This is a genomic window from Streptomyces sp. ISL-36 (genome assembly GCF_018614205.1).
Classification (GTDB): Bacteria; Actinomycetota; Actinomycetes; order Streptomycetales; family Streptomycetaceae; genus Streptomyces.
Map to the genome: position 1 here is coordinate 1 of NZ_JAGGOS010000172.1, position 17,272 is coordinate 17,272.

The 17,272-nt window shown below is 68.6% G+C and carries 16 protein-coding genes and 4 pseudogenes; 7 read left to right on the forward strand and 13 right to left on the reverse strand.

The window, feature by feature from the left end:
- On the forward strand, positions 1-413 hold a 413-nt coding region (locus J7E93_RS38460; RefSeq protein ID WP_215073872.1), incomplete at its 5' end, for a transposase family protein.
- A gap of 627 nt (positions 414-1,040) precedes the next feature.
- On the opposite strand, the gene J7E93_RS33845 is transcribed toward J7E93_RS38460, so the two are convergent.
- Positions 1,041-1,862, reverse strand: a complete 822-nt coding sequence (locus tag J7E93_RS33845; RefSeq protein ID WP_308368878.1) for a lipase family protein — start codon at positions 1,860-1,862, stop codon at positions 1,041-1,043.
- 414 nt (positions 1,863-2,276) lie between these two features.
- Here J7E93_RS33845 and J7E93_RS33850 point away from each other — a divergent pair.
- A pseudogene (locus J7E93_RS33850) lies at positions 2,277-3,057 on the forward strand (IS5 family transposase).
- Between the two features lie 127 nt (positions 3,058-3,184).
- Here J7E93_RS33850 and J7E93_RS37905 read toward each other — a convergent pair.
- Positions 3,185-3,310, reverse strand: a complete 126-nt coding sequence (locus tag J7E93_RS37905) for a hypothetical protein (protein ID WP_285440983.1) — start codon at positions 3,308-3,310, stop codon at positions 3,185-3,187.
- 475 nt (positions 3,311-3,785) lie between these two features.
- Positions 3,786-4,484 carry a triacylglycerol lipase gene (locus J7E93_RS33855; protein ID WP_215073873.1) on the reverse strand — a complete coding sequence of 233 codons (699 nt, stop codon included), beginning with the start codon at positions 4,482-4,484 and terminating at the stop codon, positions 3,786-3,788.
- Between the two features lie 645 nt (positions 4,485-5,129).
- Here J7E93_RS33855 and J7E93_RS33860 point away from each other — a divergent pair.
- The 5 genes from J7E93_RS33860 (at position 5,130) to J7E93_RS33880 (ending at position 8,412) form a co-directional block, all read left to right on the forward strand.
- Positions 5,130-5,321: a hypothetical protein gene (locus J7E93_RS33860; protein WP_215073874.1), complete on the forward strand. Its 192-nt coding sequence runs from the start codon at positions 5,130-5,132 to the stop codon at positions 5,319-5,321.
- 57 nt (positions 5,322-5,378) lie between these two features.
- Positions 5,379-6,098 (forward strand): hypothetical protein, encoded by a 720-nt coding sequence (locus tag J7E93_RS33865; protein WP_215073875.1) that lies wholly within the window; start codon positions 5,379-5,381, stop codon positions 6,096-6,098.
- Positions 6,095-7,033: a hypothetical protein gene (locus J7E93_RS33870; RefSeq protein WP_215073876.1), complete on the forward strand. Its 939-nt coding sequence runs from the start codon at positions 6,095-6,097 to the stop codon at positions 7,031-7,033. Before J7E93_RS33865 ends, J7E93_RS33870 begins: the two co-directional genes overlap by 4 nt.
- Positions 7,030-8,037, forward strand: coding sequence for a serine hydrolase (locus tag J7E93_RS33875; protein ID WP_215073877.1), 1,008 nt, complete (start codon positions 7,030-7,032; stop codon positions 8,035-8,037). Before J7E93_RS33870 ends, J7E93_RS33875 begins: the two co-directional genes overlap by 4 nt.
- A 69-nt stretch (positions 8,038-8,106) precedes the next feature.
- Complete coding sequence (locus J7E93_RS33880; RefSeq protein ID WP_215073878.1) at positions 8,107-8,412, forward strand: hypothetical protein; 306 nt, start codon at positions 8,107-8,109, stop codon at positions 8,410-8,412.
- Positions 8,413-8,856: 444 nt separating this feature from the next.
- On the opposite strand, the gene J7E93_RS33885 is transcribed toward J7E93_RS33880, so the two are convergent.
- The 10 genes and pseudogenes from J7E93_RS33885 to J7E93_RS33915 form a co-directional block, all read right to left on the reverse strand.
- A complete protein-coding gene (locus J7E93_RS33885; protein WP_215073879.1) occupies positions 8,857-9,912 on the reverse strand; it encodes a multicopper oxidase family protein in 1,056 nt (351 codons plus the stop codon).
- A gap of 716 nt (positions 9,913-10,628) precedes the next feature.
- Positions 10,629-11,969, reverse strand: coding sequence for an FAD-binding oxidoreductase (locus tag J7E93_RS33890; RefSeq protein ID WP_215073880.1), 1,341 nt, complete (start codon positions 11,967-11,969; stop codon positions 10,629-10,631).
- A 398-nt stretch (positions 11,970-12,367) separates the two neighbouring features.
- Positions 12,368-12,502 carry a hypothetical protein gene (locus tag J7E93_RS37910; RefSeq protein ID WP_285440984.1) on the reverse strand — a complete coding sequence of 45 codons (135 nt, stop codon included), beginning with the start codon at positions 12,500-12,502 and terminating at the stop codon, positions 12,368-12,370.
- Between the two features lie 182 nt (positions 12,503-12,684).
- Positions 12,685-13,041: pseudogene (locus tag J7E93_RS37595) on the reverse strand (hypothetical protein); the annotation flags it as partial.
- A pseudogene (locus tag J7E93_RS37600) lies at positions 12,990-13,112 on the reverse strand (DoxX family protein); the annotation flags it as partial. The pseudogenes J7E93_RS37600 and J7E93_RS37595, both read right to left, overlap by 52 nt.
- 78 nt (positions 13,113-13,190) lie before the next feature.
- Positions 13,191-13,367, reverse strand: coding sequence for an RICIN domain-containing protein (locus J7E93_RS33895; RefSeq protein ID WP_215073881.1), 177 nt, complete (start codon positions 13,365-13,367; stop codon positions 13,191-13,193).
- The gene (locus tag J7E93_RS33900) at positions 13,310-14,371 is read right to left on the reverse strand and encodes a family 49 glycosyl hydrolase (protein ID WP_215073882.1); all 1,062 of its coding nucleotides are present in this window, start codon (positions 14,369-14,371) and stop codon (positions 13,310-13,312) included. The genes J7E93_RS33895 and J7E93_RS33900 overlap by 58 nt, the downstream gene beginning before the upstream one ends.
- 43 nt (positions 14,372-14,414) lie before the next feature.
- Positions 14,415-14,678 (reverse strand): annotated as a pseudogene (locus J7E93_RS37915) (AMP-binding protein); the annotation flags it as partial.
- Positions 14,679-14,978: 300 nt separating this feature from the next.
- Positions 14,979-15,416, reverse strand: a complete 438-nt coding sequence (locus J7E93_RS33910; protein WP_215073883.1) for a hypothetical protein — start codon at positions 15,414-15,416, stop codon at positions 14,979-14,981.
- Positions 15,417-15,926: 510 nt separating this feature from the next.
- The gene (locus tag J7E93_RS33915; protein WP_215073884.1) at positions 15,927-17,213 is read right to left on the reverse strand and encodes an IS256 family transposase; all 1,287 of its coding nucleotides are present in this window, start codon (positions 17,211-17,213) and stop codon (positions 15,927-15,929) included.
- Between the last annotated feature and the right edge of the window lie 59 nt (positions 17,214-17,272).

The following is a 17,272-nucleotide window of genomic DNA, read 5'->3' on the forward strand; positions in this document are numbered from 1 at the left end:
CGGCATGTGGCCCGGCCCCGCGCTGTCCCGGCTGCCGTGCTCCTGCCCGCCGCGTGCACTCGTCACACGAACGCGGCCTGGCCGAACGTCCACTGACAGGGAAGGAGCTGCAGGTCCGACTGCGGGTGCGGCGGTTCTTCTGCGACCGTACCTCCTGCCACAAGAAGACGTTCGTCGAGCCGGTCAGCAGGTTAAGCGAGCGCTGTCGTCGCTCCAGCCTCGGTTGGGGTGCGGTTGGAACCACGTTCTTCCAATCCGCCGCTCCTGGATTGGCCAAACCTGCTCAGGCGATCTCCCCGCTCATCGTGTGGTCTTCCCCGGCGCGTCGAACTGGTATCGGTGTGTCGTTGTACGAGTGGCCGCAGGCCGGTTTGCGGGTGGACCACCAGGTCGGAGGTCGCAGCCGTCTGTGATAGTTGCGCCGGCGCTGGGGCGCGCGGTCGGCGCGGGGTGATCGACGCGGCGTAGGTGTTTCGGGTGCCCGGTCGGGCCGGCGGGCGCTGTTCGCCGGTACCGCTCGCACGGTGAGATGACACCGGCTTCCGGCCTGCCCCGCATGCGTCGCCGCCCCGCATGCGATGCCGCCAGGCGCCTCGACCCGACTGCCGCCCACTCACCGTGGGGCCTCCGCCCTGCCCGCCGTGCCGGGTAGCGTCAGGGCTTGGCATGGGCCTGCCAAGCCAAGGCGTGCGGTGAAACCGCTGGCTGAGGCAGCCCGTCTGCGCCGTCACCATCTTGAATCCGGCCGATTTCTCGAGGGTTGTGATCACCGGCTTCGAGCGCGTTGCGCTTTGCTGCCGGTCCTGTCCACCGCTGCCGCGGTGGACAGGAGCTGGTGCGGCAGCCATGGGCGCGGCGGCAAGGTCGCAGGCGGCGGCCCTGGATGCCTCCGCCTCGGTCATTTCCCGCCCGTACCAGTTCCGGCCGGAGGCCGGTAGGCGCTGCCGCCGGGGACAACTGGGCGCCCTATCCGGTACGACATGACTGGGCAGGTCAATGTGGTGTCCGAGGGCCTTGCGGCGCGTCGTTGCCGCTGCTGTTCAGGTGAGGTTCTTCTCCAGGGCGTGCACGTACTGCTTGATGGGGTGATCGCGCAGTGCGTCGCTGGCGGGGGCGAGCAGGTCGGCGGTTGCGCCCATGACGCGGTCGGTGACGGCGCCGAGCAGGGGCATGGAGGTACGGATCTTGCCGTGCGAGTCGATGTAGCGCAGGGTCTCGACGTGGGTGTAGGCGGGCTCGGGCGGGAGCTGGGGGACGATGTCGTTGTTGTTGACGAAGCGGTGTACCCGGTCTTTGAAGCCCTTGTTGCAGGCTGCGGCCAGGAGCCGGTCGCAGGTGCGGGGCTGACCGAAGGTGTAGATGCCGTCGGCCTGCAGGCGCGGCTCTTCCAGATACATGCGGCAGCCCGCGAGCATCGCCAGCGCGCCGCCGAGGCTGTGGCCGGTGAAGAAGACGCTCTGGTCGTTGTCGCGTAGTTCGGACAGGGCGTCGCGGACGGTGGGGAAGATGGAGTCCAGGGCCTGTCCGAAGCCGTAGTGGATGTAGCCGGTCTTGGCGGGCCCCGGCCAGGGCGGGGTGGTGGCGTCGGACAGCCAGTCGCGGATCTGGGCGGGTTCCGTGCCGCGGAACCCGGTGATGATCATGTTTTCGCTGGCGATCGTGTACGCCTGGGTGTCTTCCAGCGGGAAGGGCGGCGTGAACTGGGTGTGGTGGTGGCGCACCCGGTCAAAGCCCCACTCCCGCGCTTGGCGGTCGATGGTGGCCTCGTCCTTGTAGGCCAGCGCGGCCGCCTGAACCATGCTGTAGGCGTGCGGCAGGCTGTAGTTCCTGGCGTGGTGGTCGATCGTGGACGGCACGGGCACAGGGGGGCCCTTTCTTCGGATTGCTGCTGGCTGATCAGCAGGCACTCCTGTTGCGGTATCCACCCAGACGGCATTCCTGGCGTCTGGACGCGCGGGTTCACCTGAAGGTGGCCTCCGCCGGGCGCCACACGTACTCGGGCTCACCTCGCCATGGTCCGGCTGCCTTCACGAGCCGGTTCCACGCGTCCTTCAGCTTGCGCTGCTCCTCCACCTCAACTGCTCCCCGATTAGCCGACTTGGTCAGGGTCCTGGAGGATCTCCAGCGCGATCCGCGCGTCGTTTGTCCTACACGCAGTTAGGCACCCTGAGCAGCACATCGTCTCGGCGAAGCGGGCCCCACCAAGTGTCCCTAAGAGCTCCTAACGGAATGAGGTTGGGCGGTGACCTCTGGCTGGGTGGCTCGGTTGCTCGGGTATGAGGAGGCGTGATCCCCAACCGTGGTTGATCGATGACAAGTTGTGGGAGCGGATCGAGCCGCTGCTGCCGGTCCGGCAGCGCCGACACCGGTACACGGGCCGCAAGGCGCTGGATGACCGCAAGGTGCTGTGCGGCATCTTGTTCGTGCTCTACACCGGCATCCGCTGGGAGTGGCTGCCTGCCGAGCTGGGTTTCGGCTCGGGGATGACCTGCTGGCGGCGCCTGCGGGACTGGAAAAACGCCGGTGTCTGGCAACGCCTGCACGAGGTGCTGCTGGCCGAGCTGCGGGCCGCCGACCGGCTGGATCTGTCGAGGGCGGTGATCGACAGCTCCCACATCCGGGCGCTCAAGGGCGGCCCAAGTCGGGCAGGAGCCCGGTCGACCGGGGCCGGCCGGGCTCCAAGCACCACGTAATCTGCGATGCCACCGGCATCCCGTTTGCGGTGACGCTGACCGGCGGGAACCGTAACGACATCACCCAGCTCATGCCACTGCTGGAGGCGATCCCACCGGTCCGCGGCAAACGCGGCAGGCCCCGACAGCGACCGAAGGAGGTGTACGCGGACCGTGGGTACGACCACGACTGCTACCGCCGCCAGGTCTGGCGAAGGGGATCAAGCCCGTGATCGCCCGTCGCGGCACCGAGCATGGCTCCGGCCTGGGCACCAAGCGGTGGGTGGTCGAGCAGACGATCGCGCTGCTGCATTGGTTCGGCCGTCTGCGTATCCGCTGGGAGATCCGCGACGACATCCACGAGGCGTTCCTCAAGCTCGCCTGATCGCTGATCTGCTGGCGTCGACTACAAGCCGCATTCCGTTAGGAGCTCTTACAGGTCGCCGCCACACAGCTCAGACGAGATGATGCCAACAACGACGTCGAGGACCGCGGCGATCGCGTCCGTCTCCTCACCGCACAGTAGGGCGGGTGGGGGCGATGGCCGGGGCCAGGTCGGAGGCGTGGGCGGCCATGCCGCCGCTCAGGGTGAGAGCTCCGGCGAGCAGGGTTGCGGCGGCTAAGCGGGTGGTGCGCATGAGGTACCTCACTGGGTCGGGGGGACACCTCCGTCACACCCAAGCCGCACCCTGGGCGCCTTCTAGCTTGCTCCGCTGAGGGGGCGACATAAGGCGTTCCGCCTTGTCCTGGCCTGGGTGTGAGGCGGGGGACGGCGGGGCATGCAGGCGAGCGCGGCCGGGGGCCCGGCAACACCGGCTCCCCCCTCGCCCCCTGAGTGTCAGCGTATGGCGCCTGGGGAGGAGCGTGTGTGGGGGGAGTGCCCGTGCCGGTTGACCGCAGGCAGAGAGCTGACGACTCGGCGGCGGAGGGTGTGCGATGCGCGGTGGGGGCTGGCACCGACCGGTGGCAGCCCCTGTTCCGGCTGTGAGTGGGGCACCCATGTGCGATTGGGGTGCGTTTCCTGGTGGCGGCGTGAGGTGTACTCGGAGGAGCCGCCGTGGCCGCGGTGCGGTTGCCACGCGCAGCCATCCCGGACTGCGCTTTTGTCGCTGCTTACCTGTCACCTGATGCGACGTAGCGCTTCACCTCCTTGTAGACCGCGGCGTCGGTCGGGAAGGCGCTGTGCTGGAGGCAGGCGGTCTGGTTGTTCACGGCACCGGTGAGAGCCACGGTGCTGTCGGGGTTGATGATGCTGTCGCACGCCGACCACCAGGTGGCGTAGCGGGTGGTACCTGGGGTCTCGTCACCGGCGTTGAGATCTTGGAGAAAGGTGGAACCGGGTCGCATCTCGCTGCAGGACGCTCCACCGCACCAGTACGCGGTGTCGGTGCCGTGGTTGGGGCCCGCCAACGATACCCACGCATCGACCTTGCGGTCTCCGCCGAGGTTTTTGAGGTAGTAGCGGGAAGAGAGGCCGCCCATGGAGTGGGTGACGAGATCGACCTTGGCGGCACCGGTGGCCGCCAGTACCCGGTCGATCTCCTCGGCCAGCTCGGAGGCGGACGTGGCGTTGGACTGGGCGGTGGGGTAGCTCCACTGGTGGAGGCGGTCAGCCGGCCAGCCGTCGGAGCGGAAGCGGGCGGCCATGGTGTTCCAGGTCGAGCCGTCGCTGTTCCAGCCGTGGACGAAGATCACCGGATCCGGCCTCGGTGTCGCGTCTGCGGCCACCGCTGGCGTGGCCGCTGTTTGGGGCAGGAGCGCGAGGGAGGCGAGGGCGATCGCGGGGAACGCATGCAGCATGCTCAGGTTCACAGCAGCGTTGTAGCGCCCGAAAACTTCGTCCGCAGAACCGCGCGCTTTCCTTCACCCGTCCGGCTGCGCCGCTTCACTCCCGGAACGTTTCCTCCGGATTGCAGATTCGTCCTCGGACCGGAACGCCAGACGCCGTTCACCACAGATGTCCCCCGCCTGGTAGCCATGCGAAAAGGGCCGTCTCTTCAAGGGTCAGGCCACCCGCCCCGGACGGCGGCTTGCCGACTCCGCAAGCTGAGGCGGTGCCGGTGTCCGGCACCGCCTCGGAGCCCGGAGTCGCCGCCGTGCTCTTCCCGGCCACCGCAGCGGACGGGGCCGGCGAGGCTCCCCGGCCACCCGCTGAGGACTGGGCAAGCCGCAGCGGAGTGGGTTGCACCGAGAGACGTCTGAAGCGTTGGCTGGAGGGTTGCTTTCAGCGGGGGCTGGAGCGGTTGTCGTACAAGGCCGGCTGGCGCCCACCACTTCGTCGCCGTGCCCTCCAACTGGCAGAAGGCCGACAAGGACGTCCCGCTGCGGAGTGAAGCCCGTGCCGTGGGGCCGTGTGCTTCGCTTCCTTGACTGACGTGAATGTGACTGTTGTCCGGTGTTCGCGAATGCGCGCACGGTGCCGTTCCTGGTGCTGTCCGACCCACAAGGAGACATCTGATGCTTACTGCTCTGCTCCCGGCCCTCGCGCCGGTCGCTTCCCCGGCCGAACAGGCCGCTGTGACCGCCCTGCTTGAGGAGGGGGAGGCGCTGGTCAGCGACGCGCCGACCTTCTGCCCGCCCGCGGCCCTCCTCACCCTCCTCGTGCTCAGCCCGAACGAGCCGAAGGAGACGAAGGAGAAGCGGCGCTGAGCCTGTCCGCACCCCCGCTCCGCTGATTCCCGCCGTGACAGGAGAGTTTCTCAACAAATGTCAGTCACCGATGCGACAGTGCGCGCCGAGTACGGCGCGGCGGTTGAGCGGATGGCAGGCCGTGCCCTCGACGCCCTTCGGGACGGCGGGGGCACCGGTGCCCTGTCCTGGCCACTGTCCAGGGCCGAGCTCGCCGCGGTACGGGTGCTGGGCGCGGACCTTTTCGCGCCGCACCTGGTCGGGGCGTCTGTGCCCGGGGACGACGCGGCGTTGGCCGTGGCCGAGGCGTACCAGCTTTTCCCGCCCCAGCCGGAGTGCGATCTGGTGACCGCCTGGCACGACTGGGCCGCCCGGGCCTTGTCCGCCCACATCGGCTCTGCCGAAGCCGGACAAGCCGCCACCGTCCCGCCCGAGCCGCCACCACCGGCCCGCACACCTGACGCCGACGCCGGCGGATGGCGGCAGCGGGCGTCGGCGGTGGCCCGGCTGGCCCCGCTGGCCCTGCCAGGTTTCGACAGCCCCCTCCACCAGGCGGTGCGCGCGCATCCCCTGGCCCTGGCCCGCGGAGCCGTTCGGGCCATGCTGCGCCGCGATCACCGCACCGCCGCCCGACTGACCCGCTGGCTCGCCTGGCTGCACTACACCCACATGTCGGTGCCGCTGGAGATCGCACCCCTCCTGGCCCGCCTGAGGCAGGTCGGCGACGGCAGCGCCCGCACCCGCCTGGACCTGGCTGTGGCCGAACGCCTGCTGCACGCGCACCCGGAGGATCGATGACCGTCACCGCCACCGAACACCTCGGCACCGTCCAGAGCTGGTCTTCCAAGGCACTGAACTGGCTCCACACCGCCCACCAACTGGGCGACGGACACCTCCCACCCGACACATCAGCCGACCTCACCGACCCCAACAGCGCCTACAAGCCACTCGGTGAAGCCGCCCTGGCCGCCTCCCTCGTACTGCGAGACGGTGTCGCCGGCTCCCACGACACCCAGGCCGCGCGCTCCCTCATCGACTCCTGCTGGCACCAGTTGCAGGACGGCAACCTGCTCTACGAACGCCAGCTGCGTCACCTCACCCTGACCGATCCACTGGAGCTGTACGCCCACTTCACCCGAGCCGGCCTGCGCCACCGCCTCCTGGACGACCTCCTGGCCGACTACGCGAGCTGGCGCGCTCCCGACGCTGTGGAGGTCGTTCCCAGCCGGCGGCTCGCGGTGGCCAACGCCCGCCGTGCCATCGGCGTGGGCCATGAACCCGACTGGCCGGCGCTCGCGGCCGCGACCTGGCTGGGCGCCACACCCGAGCCGTGGGCGGTGGACTGGAGCACCGGCTACGACATCACCCACACCGTCTTCCACCTCACCGACTGGGGCGCCCGCCCCGACCACCTGCCCGCCCCCATGGCCGACTACCTCAGGCAATGGCTCCCGGTGTGGGTCGACATCTGGCTGGAAGTGGGCCAGTACGACCTCGTCGGTGAACTCCTCGCCGTCGACGCCTGCATCGGTGACCCCGTCTGCGGCAGCGAACCCTGGCAACAACTGGCGGCCGTGCAGCATCCCGACGGACTCACCCCCCGCGACAACGGCCCCGTCCCGGCCGATGAGCATGCGGCGTTCAAGGACAACGAGCACACCGCGGTCGTCGCCGTCATCGCGGGCACCATCACACTGGCCCGCATGCTCGGCTCAGCCAACATCGCAGCATGAGCCCCACCCCAGACCTCACGAGCCTGGTCCGGGCCGCTCCGGGCGCGAGCGCCGTGACCCTCGCGGTCGCCCGTGAGGGAACTCACCACGTGTACTGCCATGGCCGCCTCTCCCACGGCGGCCTGCCCAACACACCGGAGACCGCCTACGAGATCGGCTCTGTCACCAAGACGTTCACCGCTCTGCTACTGGCCGAACTCGCCGCGCTGAACCGTCTTGGCCTGCACGATCCCATCGACACCCACCTGCCGCCCGCCCACCGGCCCCGATCACCGGCAGGCACCCGTATCACCCTGCTGCACCTGGCCACCCACACCTCCGGCCTGCCCAGACTGCCCCCCGGACTGCTCACCCGCGCCCTGCCCACGTACTTCACCAACCCCTACGCCCACTACCGCACCGAGCACTTCCACCACGCCCTGGGGCGCACCCGCACCCGCCGCCACCCCGGCAGCCGCCTGACCTACTCCAACTACGGCATGGGCCTGCTGGGCCACACGCTGGCCCAAGCCACCGGAACGGACTACCCCACGCTCCTCACCGAACACGTCTGCCGCCCTCTCGGCCTCCCTTCCACCACGTGCGCCCCCGCTCCCACCCACCAGGCCACCGGCCACCGCCGAAAGAAGTCCCTGCCGCCCTTCACCATCCCCGCCCTCCCAGCCGCCGGCGCCCTGCGCTCCACCGGCCCCGACCTCCTGCGCTACCTCCAAGCCCACCTCGCCCCCACCAGCACCCCCCTGGCCACAGCGCTGCACACCGTCCAACAGCCCCGCCTTCGTGTCCCACGCTCACATGACCACCTCTGCCTGGCCTGGAACCTGCGCGAGGTAGGCGGCCGGACCTTCCTCTTCCACTCCGGCGCCACCCGCGGCTTCACCGCGTTCATCGGCTTCTGCCCCCAGGCCGGCACCGCCCTCGCCGCCCTCACCAACACCGGCCCCCACCCCCGCAACCGCTTCGTCCAGACCGCCTACCTGCTCTTGAAACAACTCGGCACCTGACACCGGGCCGCCGTAGAGGCCTACCAGCTCGTCTTTCTGTGGGAGCCCATCAAGAAGTCGTGCTGCTCCATGTGCCCGCTCTCCGGCGTCTGCGCCTCCCACGACCGCCACGAAGAACGGCTGCGCGCCCACCACCCGCATGCCACCGCCGACATGCTGCGCCTGGAGTACGTCTCGATGGCACTCAACGAGCAGACGTCCCTGTACGGTCCTGCCGGACCGCTCTACCGCCGACTGACCGAGGACGGCCGCAACCGCGCGGTCCTGGAGCATCCACCTTCGTCGGCCGTACGAAGGACTGCCGACCCTGGCACGGCAGGGAGTGCGCCGAGGCGAAATGGTGGTGCAGCTGGCCGCTTCCGTGGCAAGCCATGACCGTCGCCACCGCCACCACCTCCCAGGACGCTCTGGCGGCGGGCACGGTCGTGCGCTGCCCGCGCTACGTCGGCGGCAAGAACACCGGCCTGCACAAGGCCGTCGTGCTCGGCCTGTTCAACGAGGACTTCCTTTGCTACCGCCGATGTTGTTCCTGCCGAGATCGAGGAGCTGGATCCGGATCAACGCGAAGCCCCGGACGTGTATGTGATCGCAGCGATGACGTGGTGCGGTCCGGAAGGGTACGTGCGCGCACGGGCCTGGCTGCTGATGGAGTGCCACGGCCGCTACATGCGCGCGTGGGGCGTGTTCGGGAAGGCCGCGTCCTTCTCCGTCTTCCTGTTCGTGCGGTTCCGTCGCGCCGTAGCGTCAGTGCCCCCGGTTGGAACGGTCAGGCCAGGCCCTTTCATGGGGCGCACTCGGATTCGCCGGGGAGGCGGAGTTTCACCGGATGTACTGGATGACTTGCATCATTCCCTGATCCTCGTGCTGTAGTTGGTGGCAGTGCAGGACGGTGGTGCCGGTGAAATCCTCGTAAGGCACTCTCAGGACCACTTCGCCGTCCTGGGGAATGCTGATGGTGTCGTGCCAGACCGGGGGGCTCAGGGGCCGTTTGTTGATCGACATCACCAGGAAGTGGTTGGTGTGCAGATGGAAGGGGTGATTGGAGTGCGAGCCGGAAGGGTTGGTGAGTGTCCACTCCTCTACATCGCCCAGGCGCAGCGTGTGGTTGATGACGTGGGGGTCGAACCGTCCCCAGCGGGTGTCTCGGATCCCGGCTGACGGTTTGGCGTGAGGGGTCTCTCCGGTTCCCAGGATCCGGTAAGCGTTGGGGAAGGCGCCAGGCAGGACGTTGTCGTAGCTGCGGAAGATCAGACTGCGTTTGCGGTCCGGCGGGCGCAGCGTCGTCGGTCGTCCCGGGAGGGCCGTGGGCAGTCCCATCGGACGGGGTGCGGATCTGCCCGTCACTTCCATCGTCAACAGCGTGATATTGCCGGCTTGGAGCCGGTAGGTGCCCTCTGTGCGGGCTTGCACCAGGACATCGGCGCGGCCGCCCATCGGCAGGTGGATCACGTCTTGCGGGGCGGGTTTCGTGAAGGTGATCCCGTCGCGCGCGATCTCGTGCAGCGGATGACGGTTCAGGGTGAGGGCGAGGGCGGTGAATCCGCTGGCGTTCACCAGGCGCCAGCGTTGCACCTCCCCCGGAGCCGCAGTGATTTTCGGGCCCAGGGCTCCGTTGACCAGGAACGCGGCGGTGGCTTTGCTGAAGGTGGTCTCGGTGGTGAGGTCGGGAACTTCCAGGCCGCCCGCGTGCCTTGTGACGAGTTTGAGTTCGTTGATGCAGACGACCACGTCACGTGCGGCGGCGATCTGCGGCACCTGGTCGGTCTCCCCCTCGACGATGATGACGCCGGCCATTCCTCCGGCGAGCTGTGTCGCACTGGAGCCGTGATGGTGGGGGTGGTACCAGAACGTCCCGTCCGGGTGGTTGCGGGGCACGTCGATAACGCTGCGGTATACCGGATCATCCAGGCCGCGCCGGGAAGCAGGGGGGAAAAGACACGCAGGACGTTGTCGGCGATACCGCTGGGATCCACGTGCATACCGTGGGTGTGCAGATTGAAGGTGTTGAAAGCATGGGGAACGTTGGATTGTTCGCCCCCATGACCCTCATCGGGCGGCAGTCCGTTGGTCTGGGTCAGCTCGATCCGCTCCCCCGGCCGCAGCCGCAGCGTCGGTCCCGGGACCGAGCCCTCATAGGTCCGTGTGCGGATCGGCGGGAGCCCTGGGATCTCCAAGTGGGTGAAGCGGACGTCCAGTTCAGTCGACAGCACGCCCCGCCGTGAGCGGCGCACACTGGGCTGTGGAAAAGAGTCTCCGCTGCGTCCCGGTGCCGCCTTCGGCAACACCACGGCGCCGGCCTCCGCGCCGGCCGCCCCGGAGGCAGCGATCGCTGCGGGAAAGGCTTTGAGTACACTGCGCCGACCTATGCCTGCCATGAATAGACCGCCTGCTTCTCTTGAACGAACCGTCCGCGGCGCCTGGTCGGCCCGCATGGACCTCTACTTCCCGTCCCGCCTGCCATCCCGGCGACCGACCATGCCGGGCCCCGCCGCGGCCGCATGCACTGCACGTGGGGTGTTCCCGCCAGCAAGAGCAGGAGTTTCCCTGAGACAGATGGTCCAGCGCACACCGAACGGCGTGAGGGGGCGCGGTCACGGACGGGGCTCTTTGGCACCGGCCGCTGTTGGGCGGCCGGGGGTGGCCAGGGAGATGCTCTGGCCGTAGCGAAACAGGCCGGTGGGGTCGTAGCGGTCTTTGACGGTGACCAGGCGCTCGTAGTTGCCCTGGTAGTAGGCGTGCTGCCAGTGGGGCAGGTCGGGGTCGGGGAAGTTGACGTAGGCCGCCGACGTTCCGAACGCGCGGCGCAGGGTGTGGTGCATGGTGCGCAGCTGCGCCAGGAGGTGGTTCACGGTGTCGCCGGGTGTGTGGGGGGCCCAGTGGCTGCCGATGTCGATGACGAAGGTGGCGTTGCGGTGGGGGTAGGCGGTCTCGTGCGGGGAGGGCTGGGTGCTGGCGCCGCCCATAGCGAACAGGGTGACGTAGCCGGCGTTGCCGGTGCGGCCGGGCTGCCAGCGGGTGACCCAGTCGACGATGTCCTCCACCATGTGGGGCTTCAGCCACTGGCCGGGGACGAGGGACTTCGAGGCGCTGGCGGCCGGGGTGCCGGGGCGTTCCATGAGGTAGTCCTGGGCGTCCCAGAAGTGCCGTTCCTGGACGAACTCCTTGTCCGGCCGCAGACACAGCACGGGGGCGAGTGTACGGCGCAGCCGATCCTCGTCGCCCAGCCGCTGGCCGAGCATCCACAGGACGGGAGCCTTGCCGGTGCCGTCGTTCTTGAAGCCGATCCGCACGTCGAAGTCGTTGCGGTCGTCGGCGGTGAGGATCTCCTGGACGGCGTCCATGACCTCCACGCCGCGCCGGGCGGGGAAGGTCAGATCAAAGACGGTGGCGCGCTGCGCGCGGACGTCGACGGCGTCGAAGGTGAAGCCGGTGTTGATGCCGAAGTTGCCGCCGGCTCCGCCGCGGCAGGCCCAGAACAGATCCGCGTTCTCCTCAGCGCTGGCGCGCACCAGGGAGCCGTCGGCCAAGACCAGGCGGGTCTCCAGCAGCCGGTCGCAGGTCATGCCCCACTTGCGGTCGTTGAAGCCCAGCCCTCCGCCCAGCGTCAGCCCGGCCACACCCACACCGGGGCAGCGTCCGCCGGGGAAGTAGAGGTGGGCCGCCCGGGTGTTCGAGACGTCGGAGTTGGTGGCGCCGCCTCCCAGCACCAGCCGGTGGCCGCTGGGGCTCACGCCGTTCATGCGGCGCAGGCTGATCAGCAGGCCGGTGGTGGTGGAGTAGCCGGCGTAGTTGTGGCCGCCCGACCGCGGCGCGAACGGCATCCCGTGATCACCGGTCCAGCCCAGCGCCGCACGCACGTCACCCTCCGTCGCACACGCCACGATCCCGGCCGGTCGCACGCCCGCGTAGCGCCGGTTGTCCGGCAGCACCATGCGCTCATAAGCGGCTTCTCCCGGCCGGTACAGCCCCGCCCCAGCGCTCAGCACCCGTTCCAGGTCCCGCCACGCCGACACCGGTGGGCGTCCCGCTCCCGGCTCATCCGCGGCGTACGCGCTGCGCGCCACACCTCCCGCGAGCAGCCCGGCGCCGGCCAGGGCCGTCGCCTGAGCCCCGCGCCGCAAAACCGTTCGACGACTGACCGCCACCCGCATCTCCGCTCTTTCGCACGCCGCACCGCGACATGACAGGAAGGCTCGTCGGGGTCTCTGCAGCTGTGGACGCCACGGAACTCGAGCCAGTGCTCACTCATCGTGCCGACCGGCAGGCATCCACCCTTCCGCCACGCCGCGCAGCTTGAGAAGTCATACGAGTCCCGGACAACGCCACCTGTTCAAACGGACGCCCCGCTCTTCCGGTTCTCCCGGGAGAGGAGGCCGGGCAGCGACGGTCCTCCTTCACCGTCGACCGTCGCCTCCAGCTCCCGCACCCCGACCTGGTGGCCGACGCCGTCGCCCAGCTCCACCAAGCCGCAGACGGCCCCCTGGTCTCCCTGCGCACCCCGCCACGGCCGACAACACCGCACTGCGCCGCCGGCTACTCCGCCTCTCGGTCCGCCTGTTCTGGCACCCGTATCTGGTCGCCCGCCTGGCGGCCCGCCACGCCCTGCGCGCCAGTGCGCGAGCGGGCGTCGTGTCGAGGAGTGTGGCAGGCGACGGGCACGGCGGGGTGTGCTGATCCGGGCGGTGCGGGGTTTCTGCGGGTGTGGGCGAGGTGGCAGGTTCGCCCGACAGGGAGCAGGGCGGTTCTCTTACCGGCTGCGGCGGGGCCGGTGACGATCAGGCTGGGCCGGGCGGTTGTCTGTTGATGGCGGCCGAGGATCATCAGGGTGAGCACGGTGGTGGCGAGGGTGGCGAGGGTGTCGATGGCGGGGGTGCGGACGGTGACGAACGCGGAGTGATTGGCGAGGCGTTCTTCACGGCTGCGGGGCGGGGCGCCTGGTGGTGGTGGGGGGGCTTGCCGTGGGGGCCGCCGAGGACGCCGAAGAGCGTTGCTCCTCCGTGGCAGGCGAACAGCAGGCCGAGCACGATCCGGAACAGGCCCAGGACCGGGGCCTGAAATCTGGGGGGTGTTTCCACGATGGTGCCCCTTTCTCGGTGGTGCTCAGTGGGGGCGGCCGCCGGCCGGTTCGGTGCGCCGGCGGCCGCCTCGGAGGGTCAGGCCGTGAGGGTCCACTTCTGGCTGTTCCAGGTGCCGCAGTCCCACAGGTGCAGGCGGGCGGCGTCAGCGGTGCTCTGGGCGGTGATGTCCAGGCAGCGGCCGGACTTGAGGGTTTTCAGGGTGCCGTCGGCCTGGAAGGCCCACTTCTGGCTGTCCCAGGTGCCGCAGTCCACAGGTGGGCCTTGGTGCCGTTGGCGGTGTAGCCGCCTTCGACGTCCAGGCACTTGCCGCCGGACTTGAGCTGCTGGCCGTCCAGGACCCAGGCCATGGGCGGCACGTCGGCGCACGCACACTGCTGGATCACGGTGCCGTTGGCGGTGCCGGCTCCGGCGCGGTCGACGCACTTGCCGGTGGCGCCGTTGACGATTTTCTTGCCGGTGACAGGGCCGGGGCCGGGATTGTTGCCGCCGGGTCCCCAGGCGTTCCAGTTGTCCCAGTTCTCGGCGTCGAAGCCGAGACGGCCGAGCTTGTCCGCGCCCCAGTTGGTGCCGGCCTTGTCGATCACGGTGCCGCCGACGGTGTAGTTCTCCAGCTTCAGCCCGCGGCTGTCACGGGTCTCGTTGCCGAGTGTCACCTTCTGCCCGGCGGAGTTCGTGTACCGCTTGAGCAGGCTGACCTGGGAGGAAGGGTCGAGCTGGCTCCAGGCGTCGATCTTGAGGTTCTTGACGTGGATGTTTTCGGTGCTGGAGAGGGCGAAGACGCGGATCGCGCAGTTGGACATGCCCTCGACGGTGATGTTCTCGAAGGTCATGTTCTTCACCCACGTGGCCGGGTCGGCCTTGGTGGTCGAGCCCATGTCCTCCCAGTGCGAGGAGGAGTTGAGGATGCAGGTGTTGTACTTGACGTCCTTCCAGTACATCCGGTTGTGGATGACGTGCGTGTTGGAGACGCGGACGTTGTCGATGGAGCGCGGAGTCCAGCCCCACTGGATGACGGGGCCGTTCTCGTTCTTCCAGATGACGGTGTTATCGATGGTGACGTCGCTGTGGTACATCTTCAGCGCGTCGTCGTTGGCGCTGAAGAACGTGTTCTTCATGGTGCTGCCGCGGTAGAGCTCGATTCCGTCGGTCTGCCAGTACCAGGAGCCGACCTGCTTGTAGTTGTCGACCCGCATGCCGAACGTCTGCTCGTCGCCGTAGACGACGAAGGAGTGGTAGGGCGGCTCGTTGATGGTCACGCCCTGCAGGTCGAGGTGCTGCTGCCGGCCCGGCCGACAGGCCCTGGTAGAGGTGGGCGACCCGACAGCCAAGCAAGTTGGCCGCGTAGCGCGCGGCCAGGACCTCCGGCAGATTGCCGCTCAATAGCGTGACCGTCTGCCCGTCGCGCACCCCCTCGTCGGCCAAGGTCCGCGCGAGTGCGTGGACGAGTGTGCGCAACGCTGTTGCGGTCAGGCGACGCGACCCGTGCTCCACGACCGTCCGGTCGGGACACACCGCCAAGACATCAAGGATTTCTTCCACATAGTCGGCTGCTTCGTCCTCCATGTGTGCCTCCACGGATCAGCCGGAGAACTTTCGACGCACAACTTAGAGTAGCTGTAGGTGAGCAAACAGTGATGAAGGTGAAGGAGTTCAGCCGTGGTGGCGCTGTCCTTCGACCAGTTGGCGGTCCGGCAGATCGACGGCCGCCGGCGCCGAGGCGGTGATGCTGCATGAGCCGTGGTGAACTGCGCATGCCCTGCGGTGTCGACGGCGGAATGAACCACTCAGGGAACCAGTTCCTGGATAAAATGCGGGTGGCCGGAGCCAGTTGCGTTGGTTCCGGCCACCCTTGCGGTCTGGCGGTCAGCCGTCGTACCTCTTGAGGTACAGCTTCTCGCCGCCTTCCTTCCACAGCCAGATCCGGTGGTTCTCACCGGTTCCGACCATCCGCGGGTTGTCGAACCGGTGCGGAGTGGCCGAGTCCGGGTTCACCGTCACGATGGCCCGCTCCAGATACCAGGCGGGGTCCGTTCCCGCCGAGACGAAGCGGATGTAGACCGGGTAGCGGTCCAGGTCGTCGGTGTCGAGCTGCGGCTTACGCGGGTCGTTGTACGCGGCGTTCTTGACGTTCGCCCCCTCCCCGAGAACGTAGGTGTACTGCGCTCCGACCTCGAAGTCGTCGCTGTCGGTGTCGAGGTTGAACTCCCGGCCACCGATGCACAGGTAGACCGTCGCGTCGGTGTCGGCGTTAGCCACATCGGCGGTGTAGATGTACGCGGAGATCTTGGTGATGTCTGCCATCAGACTCGTTCCCTTCGTCGTTGCGGATGAAGAGGACCCGCACCGGGCGTTCAAGCGCCGTGAAACGGCCCGGCCCCACGTTGTGAGGCCATGGCTGTCCACAGCCGATCACCTCACCGCCTCGCAGAGATACGAGGCGAGCTCTGCTCTGCAGCGTGCCCGCAGCCCTGACACCCCGATCGGATCGAGCCTCAGCGCTGCCCATGAATCGCCTTCAAGGTCCTCACCACCAACCTCCCCACAAACGCCTATGGCCACCCGGAGTTGGCCGCCGCACGCCAGTAGTCAGATCAGATGAACACACCCCACCGGCGCACCACCGGTGCACCCCGCGTGCCCAAATAGCTCCACAGGGCAGGGGTGAGCTATGGGCGCGCCCGGGACTGCGCTCTCCCAGCGGCTGGCCGCCCGCTGCCGCCCTCCCCCTCGTCGAGGCCGCACCCGGATCCCTGAACTACGCCGACGCGGGCGGGTCTGTGTAGCAAACGGTGGAACTCGGTCGGTTGATTTCTAGCGGCGTCCGGCGGTGAGCCGGCCGTCGAATGCCATGTCGAAGGCTTGGAGTGCGGCCTTCCATCGCATGGTCCAGCGTTTACGCCCGGCGCCGGTGGGATCCAGGCTCATGACGGCCAAGTACACGCATTTGAGGGCGGCCTGGTCGTTCGGGAAGTGCCCGCGGGCCCGGACGGCCTTGCGGATCCGGGCGTTGACGCTCTCGATCGCGTTGGTCGTGCACACGATCTTGCGGATCTCCACGTCGAACTGGAGGAAGGGGACGAACTCCGCCCACGCCGATTCCCAGAGCCGCACGACCGCCGGGTACTTCTTGCCCCAGGTCTCACTGAACTCCATGAAGCGTTCGAGGGCTGCGTCCTCGGTGGGTGCGGTGTAGACGGGCTTGAGCGCCTTGGCGATCTTCTCCCGGTCCTGGCGGGCCGCGTATCGGAAGCTGTTGCGGAGCAGGTGAACCACACAGGTCTGGACGATCGTTGCAGGCCAGACGGTGTTCACCGCGTCTGGGAGTCCGGTCAGGCCGTCGCAGACCAGCATCAGGACGTCGTCCGCGCCGCGGTTCTTGATTTCGGTGAGGACCTGTAGCCAGTACTTCGCGCCCTCGCCTCCGTCGCCGGCCCACAGGCCGAGGATGTCGCGGTGTCCCTCGGCGGTCACGGCCAGGGCTATGTAGACGGGCCGGTTGGCGACCTGCCCGTCCCTGACCTTCACGTTCACGCAGTCGATGAAGACGACCGGGTAGACGCGGTCCAGCGGCCGGTTCTGCCATTCAGTCATGCCGGCCATCACGCTGTCGGTGATCGTGGAGATCGTGGACTTGGAGATCTCGGTGCCGTACACCTCGGCCAGGTGTGCGGAGATCTCCCCGTGCGTCAGGCCCTTCGCGGACAGCGAGAGGACCATCTCGTCCACCCCGCCCAGCCTCCGCTGCCGCTTCTTGACCAGCTGCGGCTCGAACGTGCCTGCCCGGTCTCGCGGGACCGCGATCTGGACTGGCCCGGCCTCGGTGGTCACCGTCTTGGACCGGTGGCCGTTGCGGTAGTTCTCCCGCCCGCCCTCGGCCCGCTCGCCGGGCTCGTGGCCCAGGTGATCGGTGAGCTCGCCCTCCAGCGCGGACTCCAGGACCCGCCGGGTCAGCTCGGCCAGCAGACCGCCCTCCCCGGTGAGCTTCACCCCATCGGCCCGGGCCCGCGTCACCAGCTCGGCGACCAGCCCGTCATCCACAGCGTTCGTCGCGTCCACGGCGGCCTCCCCGGCCTCGATGTCACCCATCACGTCAGTCATCAACTGTCGCTTCCAGCTCGGGAGTTACACCGTTCACCGGGCTCTGTTCCGTAGTCGGT